Raw genomic sequence first — 17,157 nt, 5'->3', positions numbered from 1 at the left:
TTTCCCCTAACCAATCGTAATTTTGCCTTCCGGATATCTGTACAATTCCTTCTCCGCCTTCGGACCCAGTGCATAAGCCAATGTCAGCGGACCCAGACGTCCGGTAAACATAGTAAACGCGATAAGGATCTTGCCGAGATCCGACAAATCCGGTGTTAACCCCATCGACAAGCCAACCGTGCCAAAGGCCGATGTCACTTCAAACAAAATCATCAGGAACGCATGATCCTCCGTTGTAGAAAGAATCATCGTGATCGTGACGACCAGCGCCAAAGCGACCATCGTAATCGTAACGGCCTTCAGAATCCTTTCTTTGCCTAACCGGTGACGGAAGAGTACAATGTCTTCCTTCCCGCGGACCATCGCGATCATCGCGCCGACCAGCGTGGTAAAGGTCGTCGTTTTGATCCCTCCGCCTGTAGAGCCGGGAGAAGCACCGATGAACATCAGAATGATGATAAAAAACTGCGTCGCCTGCCTAAGCCCGGCAATATCAAGCGTATTGGCTCCAGCTGTCCGCGGTGTAACGGATTGAAACAGTGAGGCGAGTATTTTGCCGGACCAGTCGAGCGGTCCAAGCGTTCTGGAATTCGTAAATTCGAAGATAAATATAATCAACGCCCCGATTCCGATCAAAAAACCGGTAGCGCTTAGCACCACTTTGGTATGAAGCGTCAGCTTTTGGTTCCTTCTATAATCCATGAGGTCCGACAGAACGACGAAACCGATTCCACCCAAAATGATGAGTCCCATCGAAACCGCGTTGATCACCGGATCAGCTGCATAAGCCGTCAAGCTGCTGAATTTTCCCGTTACCGGCCCGAAAATATCGAAACCGGCATTGTTGAAGAAGGAGACGGCATGAAAAATACCATAATAAGCCGCTTTGCCGGGACCCAAATCAACCGACCATCGAACAGCGAAAATAACGGCAGCCGTAAACTCAATCGTGAGCGAATAAATCATCACCTTACGGATTAACCGCACAATGCCTTCAAGACTGTTCTGATTCAGTGCTTCTTGCAAAATAAGCTTTTCTTTAAGTGAGATGCGCTTTTTCAGGGCAAATGCGAATAAGGTAGCCATGGTCATAAACCCGAGCCCGCCGACCTGGATCAATAGCATGATAACCATCTGGCCGAACAGGGTAAAATAAGTGCCCGTATCCACAACGACAAGTCCGGTTACACAGGCTGCCGATGTCGCCGTGAATAAAGCATCCAGGAAACGCATCGGTACACCGCTGGCCGAGGCCGCGGGAAGCGACAACAGCATGGAGCCGATCAAGATCATAACAGCAAAACCGATGACCAAAATTTGCGGAGGCGTGAGCTCGACTTTCCTGGCAATGGTTTTCATGAATGCACCCCTATTTGACGTTTCAGGCAACAAAAAAGACACTGGAAACCCAATGTCAATTTAAGGTTCCTGTAATTCAAGCCTACGAGGTTAGCTGTCGGATTCGGATGTACAGGCACCCTATCAGCGGATTGTATCCGCTGAATTCACCCCTAAACTCATGGTTCCCCCGTTTTCCTTTAGAAATTCGGCTCGCTATTCAATTGATATGAATTATAATCCTCTTTTCATTGAAGTACAAAGCCTTGTTTCACCTGAATGCACCGGATTTCGCAAAATTACGACATATGTAAGCGTTTTTATAGGTGTGGCGCTTCGCTTTGCTGAATATTGCCTCGCGTAGCTCTTGTTATCATTGGATTTGCTTATGGAATGTATGCTACCTTAAAAGAATAGACTGTTATTATCCCATATCTGCTAAGGAGCATTTCATGCCGAAACGACGATTCGAACCTCCACTGCTGCTTCTGGCCGTCCTTGGCCTGATGCTGTACCTGGGCGTTACGTTTGCCTCCGCCTATTTGGACAAGACTCGCCTCCCTAAAGACGATGCCGAAGACCTTCCCGTCGTTACAAAGCAGCAAGCGGCGAATGCTGCGATGAGCTTTGTCCGCAACCGCTTTGCGATAGGACCAGGCGCACAAGCCCATACCTTGTACCAATCTTACCCGGTAAGAAACGGCTATTTGCTAAAGGAGCAGCTGTACGATCAATACAAGAAAAAATATGAAGGACGATTTCCCCTCGAATATTTTGAGGTGGAGATTAACGACATCGAAAAGGGCGCAACGTACTATGTGGCGGTGAATTATAAAACCTTGGCCATATTCGGATTCTCGATGAGCCGGACCGCAACCGCCAGAAGCGAATCCGTAAGCTCTCCGGATGCCGGCCTCCTGAAGACGGCGAATACCGCCATTCGGGAGATGGGCTATGACCCCGCGGAATTTGCATTGACGGGCGAATCCGGGCGGGCCGGGAACGGAAGTCTCATCTTCCGCAGCAAGACGGAGCGAATAGGCGAAGCCCCGCTGGAGCTTCACCTGAAAGTGTCCGGCAGCCGGGTCACTGCGTTTGAGCCGGTATTTCCGGTTCCGGATGCGTTCATGGCCTGGCAGGAAGCGCAGGATCGCCGTTCCGCTTTAATGACGCGGATCAGTATCGGAATCTCGCTTGTGATGACACTCGCGGCGCTGATCCTTGTTGTGCGGCGGCGGCGTGACATCCGCTATGCGCGCGGTGCGCTGCTCACGTTTTTCTTCGTGGCGATTTATATCGTCAACAATTTTAATATGATCCCTGCGTTCCGAACGATGCACGGAAGCGGACCTTCCTGGCCAGTAGCCCTGTTTTACTTATGGTTCACCAATATTGTTGTCGGACTGATGGCCCTTTCGACGTATTTGGCCTTGAGTGCGGGGCGGCGGCTCTGGCTCGACCGCGGATGGAATCCCTGGCCGGTTTGGCGGGACTCTGTATTCGGAGGCGAGGTATGGAAAGCGGCGGTACGAGGTTATTTCATTTGCTTGTTCATTTTGGGCCTGCAGCAAACCATGTTTTTTATCGGTACCGAAGTGTTCGGCGTATGGACGGTCAGCGACCCGGCCGACTCCGTATACAACATGACCTATCCCGGTATATTTCCGTTGATGGCCTGGGTGGCCTCCATCTCCGAAGAGGCGGTGTACCGGCTGTTGGGCATCGCCCTCATGCTGAAGCTGACACGCAGCCGTTTCCTGGCCGTACTGCTGCCGAGCGTCATCTGGGCGATGAGCCATACCCAATACCCTATTTACCCGGTGTACACCCGATTGGTCGAGGTGACGGTCATCGGATTGATATTCGGTTATGTATTCTTGAAATATGGCTTGCTTACCGCTCTGTTCACCCATGCGTCCATGAACAGCATCCTGATGGGGCTCTCGATCATGTTCGTCGGAGAGCCCGAACAGGTCGCTATCGGCGCGGCTTATTTGGCGGCGCCATTGGCTATCGGCCGGGTGCTGTCTCTGCTGCACGCCGGATTCAATCGACGGCCCCCGTCGTTTCCCCCGCCGAATCCTTCGCCGGATCCGAATCCGCACCCTGGCTCCGGCCGTTTAACGCCGTTATGATTTGCTCCGCCAGCTTTGGACCGATACCAAGAGGCTTAAAGTCTTCAGGCTTGGCCTCTTTTATTTTTTTCAGGGAACCGAAATGCCTCAGCAGCGCTTTCCGCCGTTTCTCCCCAACGCCGGGTACGGCATCCAGCTGGGAGACGACCATCGACTTGGCCCTCGTTTCCCTGTGGAAGGTGATCGCGAACCGGTGCACTTCGTCCTGGATGCGCTGAAGCAAATAAAATTCCTGGCTGTCGCGCGGCAGGGGCACAACCTCGGCCGGATCGCCCATAAGCAGCTGCGCGGTTTTGTGCTTGGCGTCTTTTACCAAACCGCAAACGGGTATAAAGAGTCCGAGCTCGTTCTCAAGCACGTCCACCGCAGCAGCGATATGCCCCTTTCCGCCGTCAATGACAACGAGATCCGGCAGCGGCAGACCTTCCTTCAGCACCCGTTCATAGCGGCGCCTTACTACCTCGCGCATCGTTTCATAGTCGTCCGGTCCCTTTACCGTGCGTATTTTGTACTTGCGGTATTCCTTACGGTCCGGCTTGCCGTCCGTAAATACAACCATCGCCGATACGGGGTCCGAGCCTTGAATGTTGGAGTTATCGAACGCCTCGATGCGCCGTACGACGCCCGTGCCCAAATAGCGGCCTAGGTTCTCCACCGCCTTGACCGTACGCTCCTCATCCCGTTCAATCAAACGGAATTTTTCTTCAAGCGCAACCCGGGCATTCTCGCAAGCCATATCCACCATATTCTTCTTCAGGCCCCGGCGCGGAATATGCACCTTTACCTTCAGCCAGCTTTCAAGCGCCTCCTTGATTTCGACTTTGGCCGCCACTTCATGTTCTTCCGATTCAGCATCGGAGAAGCCGGCCTTATGCTCCGCTTTCCCGACAGGATCGCCTGCTTCTTCCTGCTTCTGCCCCGCTCCCCACGCCGGCAGGAAGACTTCCTTCGGCAGCGCCGGATTCTCGCTGTAGTACTGCGTCACGAAAGTGAGGAAGTCTTCATCCGCCTCGCCATAATATGGAAAGAGAGAGGCGTGGCGTTCGATCAGCTTGCCTTGGCGCATGTACAGGATTTGCACACACATCCAGCCTTTGTCTACGGCAAAGCCGAATATGTCCCGGTCCACGGTATCCGTTGTCGTAATTTTCTGCTTTTCCATCACGGCATCGATTTGCAGAATATGATCACGGAGTTCCTTTGCCCGCTCGAAGTTCAGCTCCTCTGCCGCTTCGTTCATTTTACGAGTCAGCTCCGCCTTGATGGCATGATGTCCGCCGTTTAAGAAACGGCTGATCTCTTGGACCATCTTGTCATACGTATCCTGCTCCACCTCATATTCGCAGGGGGCGATACATTGGCCAAGATGGTAATACAAGCATACCCGGTCCGGAAGCGTCTTGCATTTGCGCAGCGGGTACAACCGGTCCAGCAGCTTCTTCGTCTCCTGTGCCGCAAAGGCGTTCGGGTAGGGTCCGAAATATTTGGCTTTATCCTTCAGCACCCGGCGGGTCACCTCAAGCCGCGGATGCTTTTCATTCGTAATTTTAATATATGGAAACGATTTGTCGTCCTTAAGCAGAACGTTATATCGCGGAAAATACGTTTTAATCAGGTTAGCCTCAAGAATGAGCGCCTCCACATTGCTGGCCGTAACAATGTATTCGAAGTCGACGACCTCATTGACCATCAACTGCGTCTTCACGGTATGACTGCCGGTAAAATAGGATCGCAGCCGGTTGCGCAGCACTTTCGCTTTGCCGACATAGATGACGGTGCCCTCCCGGTTTTTCATCAAATAACAGCCGGGCTGCTCCGGTACGAGCGACAGCTTGTTTTTGATGGCTTCCAGCGTCTTCTTCCGTTCCTGTAGGTGATGGGCTCCCCCTTCGTGCTCGGTCATCTGCGCTCCTCCTTTCCATAACAAAAAGCTCTTTTTCCAGCATAGCAGAAAAAGAGCTTTTTCGTCACCTTACTCGCCTGCTGCCAATTTATTGATAGCGGCTCAGTACGTTTTTCAGGGCATCCTTGGATTGGAAGCCGACAACCTTGTCCACCGGCTGTCCGTCCTTGAACACAATCAGCGTAGGAATACTCATAACGCCAAAACGGGAAGCGGACTCCGGATTGTCATCCACGTTCACCTTGGCGATTTTTACACTGTCGCCGATTTCTTTATCCAGCTCCTCAAGTACAGGAGCGATCATTTTGCAAGGACCGCACCAAGGAGCCCAGAAGTCTACTAGAACCGTACCGGATCCTTCTACTTCATTAGTAAAGGATTGGTCAGTAACATTTACGATTGCCATATTTTATATATTCTCCTTTCGGTTTGGTATGCCAACATGTAAAGTATACCACATCACGGCCCTTTTTCAACCGCGCTAAAGTTTGCATAATTGTCACTTTCACGTTCTTTACAATTCCTTCGAAAGTTGGGTATACTGTCTTTATATATGCACCCCGGCTAATTGCCGAAGGAGGAAAGGGACATGAACGATCCGAAACATCCGGAGCTGCACGTATACGAAGAAGGACGCGACGATTTGATGGATACGGCCATGGGCTTTGGCGTATTCTTTATCGTTCTTATCGGAATCGCGGTAGTGGCTACCGTTGTCTCCGTTTTGGTGAAGTAATTTCTCATTAGACAAGTTAGTTTTCCCAAAGCCAAAAGCCCTTCTCGACGTCTGCATGACGCGAGAAGGGCTTTTTTACCTTTTTTATAAGCGGCCGCTTATTGCAAGCCCCGTTTATTCGTTCCATTCACCATGACCACGTCGACAAAATGCCGGATGCGATCCATGATTCTCTGCCCTTTGTACTCCTCGTCTCCATCCTTACTGGTGAAGCTGAAATGCTTCTCCAACGAGGTTAAATCCAGATTAGAGGTAAAGAACGTCGGCTTGCGGTTCATCCGGTAATTGAGAATCGCTCCCATCACATGGTCGCGCAGCCACGGATTCAGGTTCTCCGCGCCGATGTCGTCAAATACCAGCAGATCCGTTTCCTTGAGCACATCAATCGTTTCCTTCAGCTTCAGCGGTTCCTGGAACATCGACTTCAAATCCTCGGCAAAATCCGGCATGTACACAATGGCTCCCGTATATCCGTCTTTGGCCAGCTCATAAAGCAGGTAACACATTAAGAAGGTTTTTCCTGTTCCGAACGCCCCTGCCAGGTAAAGCCCCTTCGGTTGCAGCCCGTTTTCCCGCACCTGGAAAATATAATCCATCACCTGCCCGACAGCTTCTTCACGATCGGGGTCCTTGCCCAAAATCTCCAATGACGAATAACCTTCCGACAGCGCCCGCTCATCTACATAGAAGCTGCGAATGCGGCTGCGTACCGCCTCTTGCGTTGACCTTGCGATAAACTTTTTGCAGGCCACCTTCTGATCGTGGATGCGGATCCGATCTTCCGTCGCCTCCACCGTCAGTATCGAGTAATGACCTTCAAAATCGTTCGGACAGCGGTCCAGGCCCGGACAATTGGAACAGTTGTTATATTCCGTCACATATTGGTGCAGCTTATTTAAATTCAGCTTCATCGTCTGAAGATCAAGCTCCGGATATTTTTGTCTCAGCTTCACGATGAGCGGGTCCTTTGCCACCTGCTGTAACTTTTCATCCGCCTGTTTTAACAACTGTCGTCCCTGCATGCCGCGCAGCAACTCTCCTAACGATTCCACCGGCTTCACCTCCCCATGGTTTCCGATTCATTGACCGGACTAAAGCCTACCGCTGTCCGTCCAGCTGCTGAGCTTTTCTGCGGAGCGTCTCCCGTTCAGCTTCCGTTAACCGTTTGACGTTAGGCGCATCCTTGACGATCGGGATGACCGGCTTCTGGCGCCCTCCTGCCCGGCTTCCCCTTGCCGCTGCAGCGCCCTTGCCTCTTGGGCTTTGCGCATCGCGAGACGCTTTCTTGTCCGTATATTTCATCTGCTCGCGTATGTATTGCACCGCTTGTTCGAACGAGTTCACCTGTTTCCCCAGCATATCCGTCACGCTGAATTCAATGGATGCCCTTGACCAGGATCGTTTATTTACATAGATATAATGAATGAGCACATTGATGACTTCTTCACGCAAGCCGTAATTCAAATCGACCTTTGCCAGCGTATCGAGCAAACCGTCCGGTACCGAACCCTTCGAAAAAATTTTCTCCAGCAGGAACGTATAGGGCTCATTACGCAAAATGTAATTATACTGATGCTGGTTGCATTCGCCTTGAAAAATATCGGGCACGTCCAGATAATATTCCATTTCGACGATGTTGTCCCCCGATTCCGGGCCTTCGCCGCCGCGGTTCAATTCACCCTGCCTGTCGGTCAATTTGGCCAGCAAACGGGTACGGTCGTCGCTTCGTTTCTTATCCGCCCGGAAGATCTGATTCGCCTTATGCTGAAGCAGTTCCAGCACCACCCGGCCCTCTTCATCAAACACGCCATCCTCATCCAGTAAGCGGCAGACGTCCGTCAGGTGTAAATTATACTTTTTGGCCACAAAATTAATGGTTGCCATTTGCTCTGTTTCGTATTTGAGCCTCTCCACGTACTCCCGGTTTATGGATTCGCGCGGGAAATGCATGATGATGTCGGCATATTGATAGCCCTTGTACGTGACTTCCGGCTTCCCTTCCGCAGGTTCAGACGCGGCGGATTCGAAGAAAGCCTGCTCCAGCTCATAATCGACCACCTGTGTGTTGAGCCGGAACAGCTCGTAGAAGGGCACGGATAAATTCTCCGTATTGGCATTCTTCAGTTCGTCAGGCTCCGGCCGCACCAGCTCGTCCCGAAGCGCAAAGACCGCATACTTGCCAACCTTATCCCGCAGCAGCAGCGTCAAATGCTGGTTGCGGAAAAATTCCGCCGGCGTATGGGGCGCATACAGCGTATATTCATATACATAGTCCTCCGAAGCCGCCGCAAACCGGCGGGAGGTCTTCAGAAGCCCTACCGCCTCGAGACGCGAGGTCTGTTCAATAAAGAGCTTTCTGCCCCGCTCTCCCGCCTCCAGTTCCAGCGCCAAGAACAGCTTGCGCTGCTGCTCCACCTCGGAGCAGCCTGTTTTGTCGGCCGGCAGCTGCTGAAACAGCGTGTGGTATATGCTCAGGGCATACGCCCCGACCATAGGCTGGTAGACGGCGGTCAGCATCTTGTAATCCAGGCTGCTCAGCGCGAAATCCCGTACGACATAGAAACGGTGGTATTCGGAAAAATGCAGCAAATTCGTTATTCGCATTCGTTCAAAGCTCCATCCGTGTTGCGAGTCTTACTCTCCATTTTACCACAGGAATCGACAACATGTGTAGATGAAAAAGAAGGCTCTGCTCTGGTTGGCGTGGCTGAAGTGCCAGGGTGGCTGCCGGCGTTCCGCTGCGAGCTCGTGTTAACTGCCTCCGGCCGCTCTTGAAATCAGGTTCTTCTTAATTATTAACTTACGTAGCGGTTAGAACCCGATTTCAAAGGCGGCACGTAAACTCTCCGGCAGTTACACGGCTCTCCGCTTCACACCAAACCACCTTAAAAAACGTAAGCCCCGCCAAAATGGCAGGGCCTTGAGGGGGGATAAGCAGGAAAATCAAAGCGACAAAATATCAGAAACATCAAGGAGTTTAAAACATTTTGTAGCCTTTTTGCCGAAGAGATTTGATCGTGGAGCCGCTGACGATGGCGCCGGCTAATCCGCCGATCGCAGGTATATAATCGACAATCGAGTACTCTGCAAGGTTTGCGCCAAGCGAACCGGTACCCCATTCCCAATAAATGACCAACCCGATGACCAGTACGATATATCCGTAAATGGGAAACCATGTCGTTTTCATCAGCATGTTTAGTATAAAACCGAGTCCGAAGAAAAGCACGAACAACAGCATCGTAACGATAATTAATTGAAGCAATCCGGACAACCCCTTTCTTTTCGCACACAACGCAGGCTTTTCCATTCTATTTTATAATAAACAGGAGTGCCCGGTAAAGTGAACGGTGACTGAACAGAGAATTTGGACACAAATCGTTCGCTGTTTTGTCACGGTCTGTCATTTGCCCTTTATTACCGATTTCGTTACAATGAAACAAGCAACCTCAAAATTATATCATAAATGTTCCAATATAAAGGAGTTGTATATCATGAGTGAAGCCGTTTCTACATTGGAAGGCTGGTACTGCCTGCACGATTTCCGCGCCATCGACTGGAATGCCTGGAAGAGCCTGACGGACCAGGAGAGAGCCCGCGCAGAGGATGAGCTGTACACCTTGCTGCGCCAGTACCAGAATACGGAAGACCAAAAGCAGGGAAGCACCGCTTTTTACTCCATCGTCGGACAAAAAGCCGATTTTGTGTTCATGCACCTGCGCGAAACGCTCGAAGAGCTGAACGAGCTTGAAACCGCGTTTAACAAAACGTTATTCGCTCAAGTTACAATACCGACCTATTCCTATGTTTCAATTGTAGAACTTGGCGGCTACATGGCCAAACCCGGATCGGACCCGATGCAGGATCCCGAAATTCTCGCCCGTTTGAAACCGATCCTTCCAAAAGCAAAACATATCTGCTTCTACCCGATGAACAAGCGCCGTGAAGGCAATGACAACTGGTACATGCTGTCTACCGAAGAGCGCCGCAACTTTATGCGGAACCATGGCATGATCGGCCGTAATTATGCAGGCAAAATCAAGCAAATTATCTGCGGCTCCATCGGTTTGGACGATTGGGAATGGGGAGTTACCCTGTTTGCGGATGACGCGCTTCAATTCAAGAAGATCGTCTATGAAATGCGTTTTGACGAAACGAGCGCACGCTTCGGCGAGTTCGGCGAATTTTATGTCGGAAATCTGCTGGATAAAGACAAAATGGAAGCGATGCTGAAGCTATAGGCCCGGCATTCCTGAATACAGCCGACAAAAAACCTTATCGCGCACGGTTCCTAACTCATACCGGGCTGCGATAAGGTTATATTGGTCAATCTTCATCATCGTCCGCTGTCAAACGCGCCAGTTCTTTTTCAAGCTCTTTACGGCGAAGGTATTCTTCCGTATCCCGGTCGCGCTGCCGCGACTTCTCTTTCAGCCGCTCGATGGCGGGAAGAATCAAAATATCGATTTCCTTCTGTACCGTATGAACCAGATCGTAGCGCTCTTGCGATTCCAAATAATGGCCGACGTCCATCAGCGCATTGTACCGGTCAAGCTCATCCCGCGTCAGAAGTCCCCGAACTTGAACGCTGCAGTGTCTCACGATTTAAAACTTTCCTTTCCTAATGACCAGCGGAATTCCGCCGATGATGTACAGGTAACGCAAATCGATGATTTTCTTCATGATGGCGGCGATTCCGCCTTTAATTTTCTTTGAACCGACAATCCCGATCGCTTCGCCGCGGCCGAGGGACGCCACTGTACCTTTAGGTTTGTATTCAAATTTCTTCAGCTCGGAGCCGCGGATTTGAGCAACCAGATTGCTTGCGCACACTTCGGCCTGTTGCATCGAAATTTGCGCCGTTGGCGGATACGGACGGCCTTCCGGATTCATTACAATGGAGCAATCGCCCAGGACGTACACATGGTCATAGCCTGGCGCACGCAGCGTCTCATCCACTTTAATGCGGCCGCGCATCGTTTCGAAACCAGCTTCATCCAGCAGGTGATTACCGCGGATACCGCCGGTCCAAATGACCGTGGAGGACTTGATTTCCTCGCCCGTTGCCAGCACGACGCCTTCCGGCGTGCACTCTTTGATCGCTGTAGCGATTTTGAACGTCACACCTTTTTTCTGCAGAACTTCCATCGCGTACTCGACCAGCTCCGGATCAAAGCCCGGCAGTGCGGTCGGCGCCGCTTCAACGTTATAAATTTTAACAAGGGAAGGATCCACGTCGAATTCCTTGCACAGCTGAGGTATGCGGTCAGCCAGCTCGCCGACAAATTCGATCCCCGTAAACCCTGCTCCGCCGACGACAAAAGTCAAGTAATCGGTACGGGAAGGTTCACGCTTGAACTTGGCGAACTGGTATTCGATATGCTCGCGAATGAGGCGCACGCTGTTGATCGAGCGAATGTTCATTGCATATTCCTTCAAACCCGGAATCCCGAACGTTTCCGGTTCGCCGCCTAGACCGATGACCAAATAGTCGTACGAGAGCGTTCCTTCTTCAAGAATGACCTTCTTCTCCTGCGGACGAATCTGAACGACCGTGGATTTCACAAAGTCAATTTTAAACTCGTCGATGAGCTTCAAAATATTCACTCTTGCATTCTCAGGATTGTCCGTCCCTGCGGCCGGCATGTGCAGATGCGTTGTGATGTAATGGTAATCATGCTTGTTTACCAATGTGACATCCGCCTCATTATAATTCAACTCTTTTTGTAAGCGAATAGCTGTTACAATGCCTCCATACCCTGCGCCTAAAATGACTATTCTCGGAATTCGACTCATGGCTTTATCCCTTCCATCCCGCATTTGCGTTGTATATGTCTATCATAGCGCTTGTGAAAAAATACACAAGTTATACCAAAAATAGCTTCCATCTTTACTTTTTCCGTCGGGAAATGAAAGTATGAACGTTTAAAGCATACATGGTACAACAGTTTTAACCAATTCACAAAAATAATATAATTTTATGACTTAAATAGCAAGCCCTATTTTGGATAAAATAGTAGGAAAATCAGCAGAATAATGGGGCATACGCCAGTAAAACACGCAAAAAATGTCGAAAGCTATACAAAAACTTTATCGGGCTAATCAATTAAATCACTCATTGAAAAGGGGATTTTTTATTTTCATACTACTGGACGTACGTTTATAATAAAAAGGATTGAACTTCGGAGGTGTTATTTTTTCATGAGTAACCAAATCAGCGACGTGATTATTGTCGGCGGTGGCCCTGCAGGTATGTTCGCCGCTTTTTATGGAGGAATGCGGCAGGCTTCCGTAAAATTGATTGAAAGTATGCCGCAGCTTGGAGGACAATTGGCCGCGCTCTATCCGGAGAAATATATTTATGATGTGGCCGGATTTCCCAAAGTGACGGCACAAGAGCTGGTTAACAATCTGTATACCCAAATGAAGCATTTTCCGATCGAAGTATGCCTGGAAGAAAAAGTGCTGAAGGTGGAGAAAAAAGACGAGCGGCTGTTCGAAGTGACTACGGACAAAGGAACCCATCATTCCAAAGCGGTCATCATTACCGGGGGCGTCGGCGCGTTTGAACCGAGAAGACTGGAACTTCCGGAAGCGGCACAATACGAAAAGAAAAACCTGCATTATTTCGTAAGCGATCTTAACCGGTTTAAAGGACAAAAGGTGCTCATTAGCGGCGGCGGAGATTCCGCTGTAGACTGGGCGCTGATGCTGGAGCCTATCGCCGAGAAGGTGACCTTGGTTCACCGCCGCGATAAATTCCGCGCCCATGAGCACAGTGTAGAAAACCTGATGAAGTCCAAGGTCGAAGTGGTTACTCCAACGGAAATCACCGCCCTGCACGGAAACAGCCAGATCGAAAAAGTCACGCTCAAGCACATCAAAACAGGTGAAGAAACCGTTGTAGATGTGGATGCTGTTATTATTAATTATGGTTTCGTCTCCACTCTCGGTCCGATCGCGGAATGGGGACTTGAGATCGACAACGGCTCGATCGTCGTCGATTCCCGGATGGAAACGAACATTCCCGGCATTTTCGCTGCCGGCGACATCACCACTTACCCTGGCAAGCTGAAATTGATCGCCGTCGGTTTCGGCGAAGCGCCAACGGCGATCAACAACGCCAAAGTATATATCGATCCTTCGGCCAAGCTTTCCCCGGGTCACAGCTCGAACATGAAGCTCTAAGCACCGGTTTACATTTAGGCTCTACAAAAAACGGACTCCACGGTCCGTTTTTATTTTGGGTATTTTCTGTTTATACTCCATTGCAGCCCGTCTGAAAAAGAAAAAAAAGCCCGGTCAGCTGACCTGGGCTTCACCCGCTCTGTAGTAATCTAGGTTGATTTGCCTGTGTCTAATTTCATCCAACAACAACGCAACAAATTCATCCTCTAACTGCAACTCAATAGCTTTGAAATAGGACTCGACCAACATCTCATCACTGATAAGTTTCATAATAACTATCACCTTATTCTGTAATCTACCATCATATTAGCATGCGGTTAACATTAGAACAAGCGTTCTGTTATCCACAAAATCATGTGAACAACCTGTGTGTATCTTGTTAATAACCTTCTAATAACTGTTATTTATGCGGTGGGTAATGTGGACAAAGTTATACACAGCCGCTTATTCGATCTTGTCGATAAAAAAGAATAATTGGAAAACATATAAACAATCTGATTTAATAAATTTTTCCTTTCATGTCAAGACTGCCCTTTTTCGCAAAAAACCGCCAGGCTTGTCCGCCTGACGGTCCCGCTATTTACAAGTGCAGATTTTCCAGTTCAATAAGCGTTAGAAGAACGGAGAGTTGTTTATACTTGCTTTGAACGGATGTCTTCTTCAATCATCGCAATGACGCTCTCCAGGCTTTGAGCGCCCAAATCGCCTTGTCCCCGCTTGCGTACCGACACGCTGCCCGATTGGACCTCGTTCTCGCCCACTACAAGCATGTAGGGGATTTTTTCCAATTGCGCTTCACGGATTTTGTAGCCGAGCTTCTCGTTCCGCAAATCAGCCTCCACACGAATACCTGCGAGCTTCAGCTTCTCTTCCACTTCCTTGGCATAAGCCTCGAAATTGCCGGATACCGGAAGGACTTTCGCCTGCACCGGACACAGCCAGGTCGGCAATGCGCCTGCAAAATTCTCAAGCAGGAAGGCCGTCATGCGCTCCATCGTCGAAATAATGCCGCGGTGAATAACAACCGGACGGTGCTTCTGGCCATCGGCGCCGACGTACTCCAGCTGGAAACGCTCCGGCAGCAGGAAATCGAGCTGGGCAGTAGACAGCGTCTCTTCCTTCTTAAGAGCGGTTTTGATCTGAACGTCAAGCTTCGGACCGTAGAAGGCCGCTTCGCCCTCTGCTTCAAAGAACGGAAGGCCCAGCTCCTCCACAACCTCACGCAGCATGCGCTGCGACATCTCCCACATCTCGTCGTTTTGGAAATACTTCTCCGTATCCTTAGGATCGCGGTAAGACAAGCGGAACCGGTATTCCTTAATCCCAAAATCCTCATATACCTGACGAATCAGGTTCACAACACGGGCAAACTCCTCTTTAATCTGATCCGGACGGCAGAAAATATGTGCATCGTTCAGTGTCATCGCCCGGACACGATGAAGACCGGTCAGCGCTCCGGACATTTCATAACGGTGCATCGTACCCAGCTCGGCGATCCGTACAGGCAGATCGCGATAGCTGCGCATGTCGCTTTTGTACACCATCATATGGTGCGGACAGTTCATGGGACGCAGCACCAGTTCTTCGTTATCCATCGTCATCTTGGGGAACATGTCCTCACTGTAGTGCTCCCAATGGCCGCTCGTTTTGTAAAGCTCGACGTTAGCGAGCACTGGTGTGTAGACGTGCTGATACCCCAACCGTTCCTCCAAATCGACGATGTAGCGCTCCATCGTGCGGCGCAATTTTGCCCCGTGCGGAAGCCACAGAGGCAGTCCTTGTCCGACCTCGCTGGAGAAAGTGAACATTTTCAGCTCTTTGCCCAGCTTGCGGTGATCGCGTTTTTTGGCTTCCTCCAGCAGATGCAGATGCTCGTCCAGCTCCGCTTTTTTCGGGAAAGCCGTACCGTAAATGCGCTGCAGCATTTTGTTTTTGGAGTCGCCTCTCCAGTAAGCGCCCGCTACGCTCAGCAGCTTGAACGCTTTGATCCGTCCGGTGGAAGGAAGATGAGGGCCGCGGCATAGATCGAAGAACTCGCCCTGATCGTAAATCGTAATCACGGAGTCCTCCGGCAGATCACGGATCAGTTCGAGCTTCAAAGGATCCTCCAGCTCGGTGAAGATGCGAACCGCTTCTTCCCGGCTCACTTCGCGGCGGCGAATCGGCAAATTCTCCTGAGTGATCCGCTCCATTTCCTTTTCGATCTTCCCAAGATCCTCCGGCGTCAGCGAGGTCTCCATATCGATATCATAGTAGAAGCCGTCCTCGATGACCGGGCCGATCCCGAGCTTGACGTTCTTCTCGCCGTACAGGCGTTTGATCGCCTGCGCCATCAAGTGCGCCGTACTGTGACGGTATACTTCCAGTCCTTCCTCGCTGTCCAGAGTCACGATTTGAAGCGCGGCATCCGCTTCGATCGGCGTATTCAAATCCACCAGCTTGCCATTGATTTTGCCCACCACAGCGTTCTTTTTCAAGCCCGGGCTGATCGAGCCCGCAACGTCCTCTACCGTGGTCCCCTGTTCAAACTCCCTTACTGCGCCATCCGGAAAACTTACTTTTACTGCCATACTCCTGTACCTCCGATTCTAAGTCCCTTTTCAAAATAAAAAAGCGCTTCATCCCGTAAGGGACGAGTGCGCTTGGCTCGTGGTTCCACCCTAATTCGATTCGAAAGCCGATTCCTGACAGGACGCCATGCTTGCGAATCCTCAAAACATTCGATAACGTGAATGATCCGGTGACATATACTGAACGCCTGCTGACGGTCGCTCCGCCGATACGGTCGTCGTTCCACATCACGGCTACAAAGGGGTAAACCATTGTCGTTCACTGAAGGGGATTTCAGCCAAGTCCCCTCTCTCTGGGCAGCACTTCAATCGTTCATGTCTTTGATCATAGCCTTAACCTTTATTATATTCAGCTGCCGCTCCCCGGTCAAGATTATGACACAACCTGCAGTACCCGCACAATTCCACCCGGTTTTCAAAAATTTGCTTGATCGTTTTGATCACCTGCAGCTCCGGTTCCCGGGTGTGAATATAGATTTGCTGGGGAGAAACGGTAATTAAAGTACTGATGATCATATCTTCAAAATTGATTTCCTTCTCAAGCATCTCTACAGTAACGACCGCATCCATTTCCGGGGTTTCCATGCTTTCCATCTGTTCGTTAAGCAGCAAAAAATCACTGCCCCCCTTATGAATCAGATGCACGAAAGGTATTTTCGCCTCCTGGATATAGACAAAATACTGCAGCAGGGAGATGAATTCCTGATACTGCCGGTCCATCACAAATTCGTCGATCGCGTATTCCACCACATCCCGCAGCTCATCCTTGTAGGCATGAAGCCGAAACCGCAAAAATCCGTTCAGGTCGAACTCCGTATACACCTCGAGATATTCGTAAAACTCCGATATAATTTTTTGTTTTCTTCTTAAATAAGCCTCCGTTTGACCGGCTCCTTCGCCCCATTCGCCTTCACCGTACAGCACCTGCCTGCAAAAGGCCAGGATGCCTTCCACTTCGTCATCCTGCTTATAGTTAAAGTCCTGTTTAATGATCTTGAGCAGCAGTTCCCGCTCCTCTTCCTCCAGTACATAATCCGCAAGGACATCCGCCGCTGCTTTATAAACTCGAATGCCGTCTTCCTTCAACCGAAATCCGGGCGGCACTCCGCTGACTTCTATTCGATACAAGCCTTTCCGCCGGTCCAGGGCGATATGGATGTGCTCCTTATGATGTAGGATCCCGCAGGAGGATTGAAGCAGTCGATACAGCCGATCTGCTTGCTCATCCGTACGTTTGGTCAAGGTCACTGTAAACAGCTTCATCCCCACTCACTCCTTTGAGGCCTTACT

The 17,157-nt window shown here is 50.4% G+C and carries 15 protein-coding genes and 1 riboswitch; of the genes, 4 read left to right on the top strand and 11 right to left on the bottom strand.

Annotated features, from left to right (window positions below; translation table 11 throughout):
• Positions 1–6 precede the first annotated feature (6 nt).
• Complete coding sequence (locus NR121_RS01905; protein ID WP_062409400.1) at positions 7–1,359, bottom strand: TrkH family potassium uptake protein; 1,353 nt, start codon at positions 1,357–1,359, stop codon at positions 7–9.
• Between the two features lie 64 nt (positions 1,360–1,423).
• A riboswitch (cyclic di-AMP (ydaO/yuaA leader) is annotated at positions 1,424–1,562 on the bottom strand.
• 228 nt (positions 1,563–1,790) lie between these two features.
• Between NR121_RS01905 and NR121_RS01900 the strand changes: the two genes are divergently transcribed.
• Positions 1,791–3,473, top strand: coding sequence for a CPBP family intramembrane glutamic endopeptidase (locus tag NR121_RS01900; protein WP_256830313.1), 1,683 nt, complete (start codon positions 1,791–1,793; stop codon positions 3,471–3,473).
• On the opposite strand, the gene uvrC is transcribed toward NR121_RS01900, so the two are convergent.
• Entirely contained in the window at positions 3,385–5,376 is a 1,992-nt protein-coding gene (gene uvrC / locus NR121_RS01895) for an excinuclease ABC subunit UvrC (RefSeq protein WP_256830311.1), read from the bottom strand. The two genes, NR121_RS01900 and uvrC, sit on opposite strands and share 89 nt — an antisense overlap.
• Positions 5,377–5,464: 88 nt before the next feature.
• Positions 5,465–5,782: a thioredoxin gene (gene trxA, locus NR121_RS01890; RefSeq protein ID WP_054819385.1), complete on the bottom strand. Its 318-nt coding sequence runs from the start codon at positions 5,780–5,782 to the stop codon at positions 5,465–5,467.
• 183 nt (positions 5,783–5,965) lie between these two features.
• On the opposite strand from trxA, the gene NR121_RS01885 reads away from it, so the two are divergent.
• The gene (locus NR121_RS01885; protein WP_137670599.1) at positions 5,966–6,112 is read left to right on the top strand and encodes a YqzM family protein; all 147 of its coding nucleotides are present in this window, start codon (positions 5,966–5,968) and stop codon (positions 6,110–6,112) included.
• 98 nt (positions 6,113–6,210) lie between these two features.
• Here NR121_RS01885 and dnaI read toward each other — a convergent pair whose 3' ends face one another.
• The 3 genes from dnaI to NR121_RS01870 form a co-directional block, all read right to left on the bottom strand.
• A complete protein-coding gene (gene dnaI / locus NR121_RS01880; RefSeq protein WP_256830309.1) occupies positions 6,211–7,164 on the bottom strand; it encodes a primosomal protein DnaI in 954 nt (317 codons plus the stop codon).
• Positions 7,165–7,210: 46 nt separating this feature from the next.
• Positions 7,211–8,716 (bottom strand): replication initiation and membrane attachment family protein, encoded by a 1,506-nt coding sequence (locus tag NR121_RS01875; RefSeq protein ID WP_256830308.1) that lies wholly within the window; start codon positions 8,714–8,716, stop codon positions 7,211–7,213.
• 373 nt (positions 8,717–9,089) lie between these two features.
• Positions 9,090–9,374, bottom strand: coding sequence for a YuiB family protein (locus tag NR121_RS01870; protein WP_054819389.1), 285 nt, complete (start codon positions 9,372–9,374; stop codon positions 9,090–9,092).
• A gap of 229 nt (positions 9,375–9,603) precedes the next feature.
• Between NR121_RS01870 and hemQ the strand changes: the two genes are divergently transcribed.
• Positions 9,604–10,350, top strand: coding sequence for a hydrogen peroxide-dependent heme synthase (hemQ, locus tag NR121_RS01865; protein WP_054819383.1), 747 nt, complete (start codon positions 9,604–9,606; stop codon positions 10,348–10,350).
• An 85-nt stretch (positions 10,351–10,435) separates the two neighbouring features.
• Here hemQ and NR121_RS01860 read toward each other — a convergent pair whose 3' ends face one another.
• Together NR121_RS01860 and NR121_RS01855 are read right to left on the bottom strand one after the other, a co-directional pair.
• On the bottom strand, positions 10,436–10,711 hold the full coding sequence (locus NR121_RS01860; protein ID WP_054819382.1) for a hypothetical protein: 276 nt from the start codon (positions 10,709–10,711) through the stop codon (positions 10,436–10,438).
• Positions 10,712–10,714: 3 nt separating this feature from the next.
• Entirely contained in the window at positions 10,715–11,905 is a 1,191-nt protein-coding gene (locus tag NR121_RS01855) for an NAD(P)/FAD-dependent oxidoreductase (RefSeq protein ID WP_174350097.1), read from the bottom strand.
• Between the two features lie 405 nt (positions 11,906–12,310).
• On the opposite strand from NR121_RS01855, the gene NR121_RS01850 reads away from it, so the two are divergent.
• Complete coding sequence (locus NR121_RS01850) at positions 12,311–13,297, top strand: NAD(P)/FAD-dependent oxidoreductase (RefSeq protein WP_062409406.1); 987 nt, start codon at positions 12,311–12,313, stop codon at positions 13,295–13,297.
• Positions 13,298–13,411: 114 nt separating this feature from the next.
• Here the strand turns inward: NR121_RS01850 and sda are convergent, their stop codons facing one another.
• The 3 genes from sda to ytxC all read right to left on the bottom strand — a co-directional run bounded on the left by sda (position 13,412) and on the right by ytxC (position 17,130).
• Positions 13,412–13,567: a sporulation histidine kinase inhibitor Sda gene (gene sda, locus NR121_RS01845; protein ID WP_054819381.1), complete on the bottom strand. Its 156-nt coding sequence runs from the start codon at positions 13,565–13,567 to the stop codon at positions 13,412–13,414.
• Between the two features lie 362 nt (positions 13,568–13,929).
• Positions 13,930–15,867, bottom strand: coding sequence for a threonine--tRNA ligase (gene thrS / locus NR121_RS01840; RefSeq protein ID WP_256830306.1), 1,938 nt, complete (start codon positions 15,865–15,867; stop codon positions 13,930–13,932).
• Between the two features lie 333 nt (positions 15,868–16,200).
• Positions 16,201–17,130: a putative sporulation protein YtxC gene (ytxC, locus tag NR121_RS01835; RefSeq protein ID WP_174350096.1), complete on the bottom strand. Its 930-nt coding sequence runs from the start codon at positions 17,128–17,130 to the stop codon at positions 16,201–16,203.
• Between the last annotated feature and the right edge of the window lie 27 nt (positions 17,131–17,157).

The sequence above is a fragment of the Paenibacillus sp. Pae15 genome (genome assembly GCF_024519685.1).
GTDB classification, from domain to species: domain Bacteria; phylum Bacillota; class Bacilli; order Paenibacillales; family NBRC-103111; genus Paenibacillus_G; species Paenibacillus_G naphthalenovorans.
The sequence above is the reverse complement of the archived record's forward strand: the minus strand, read 5'-3'. Positions and strand labels throughout refer to the sequence as shown.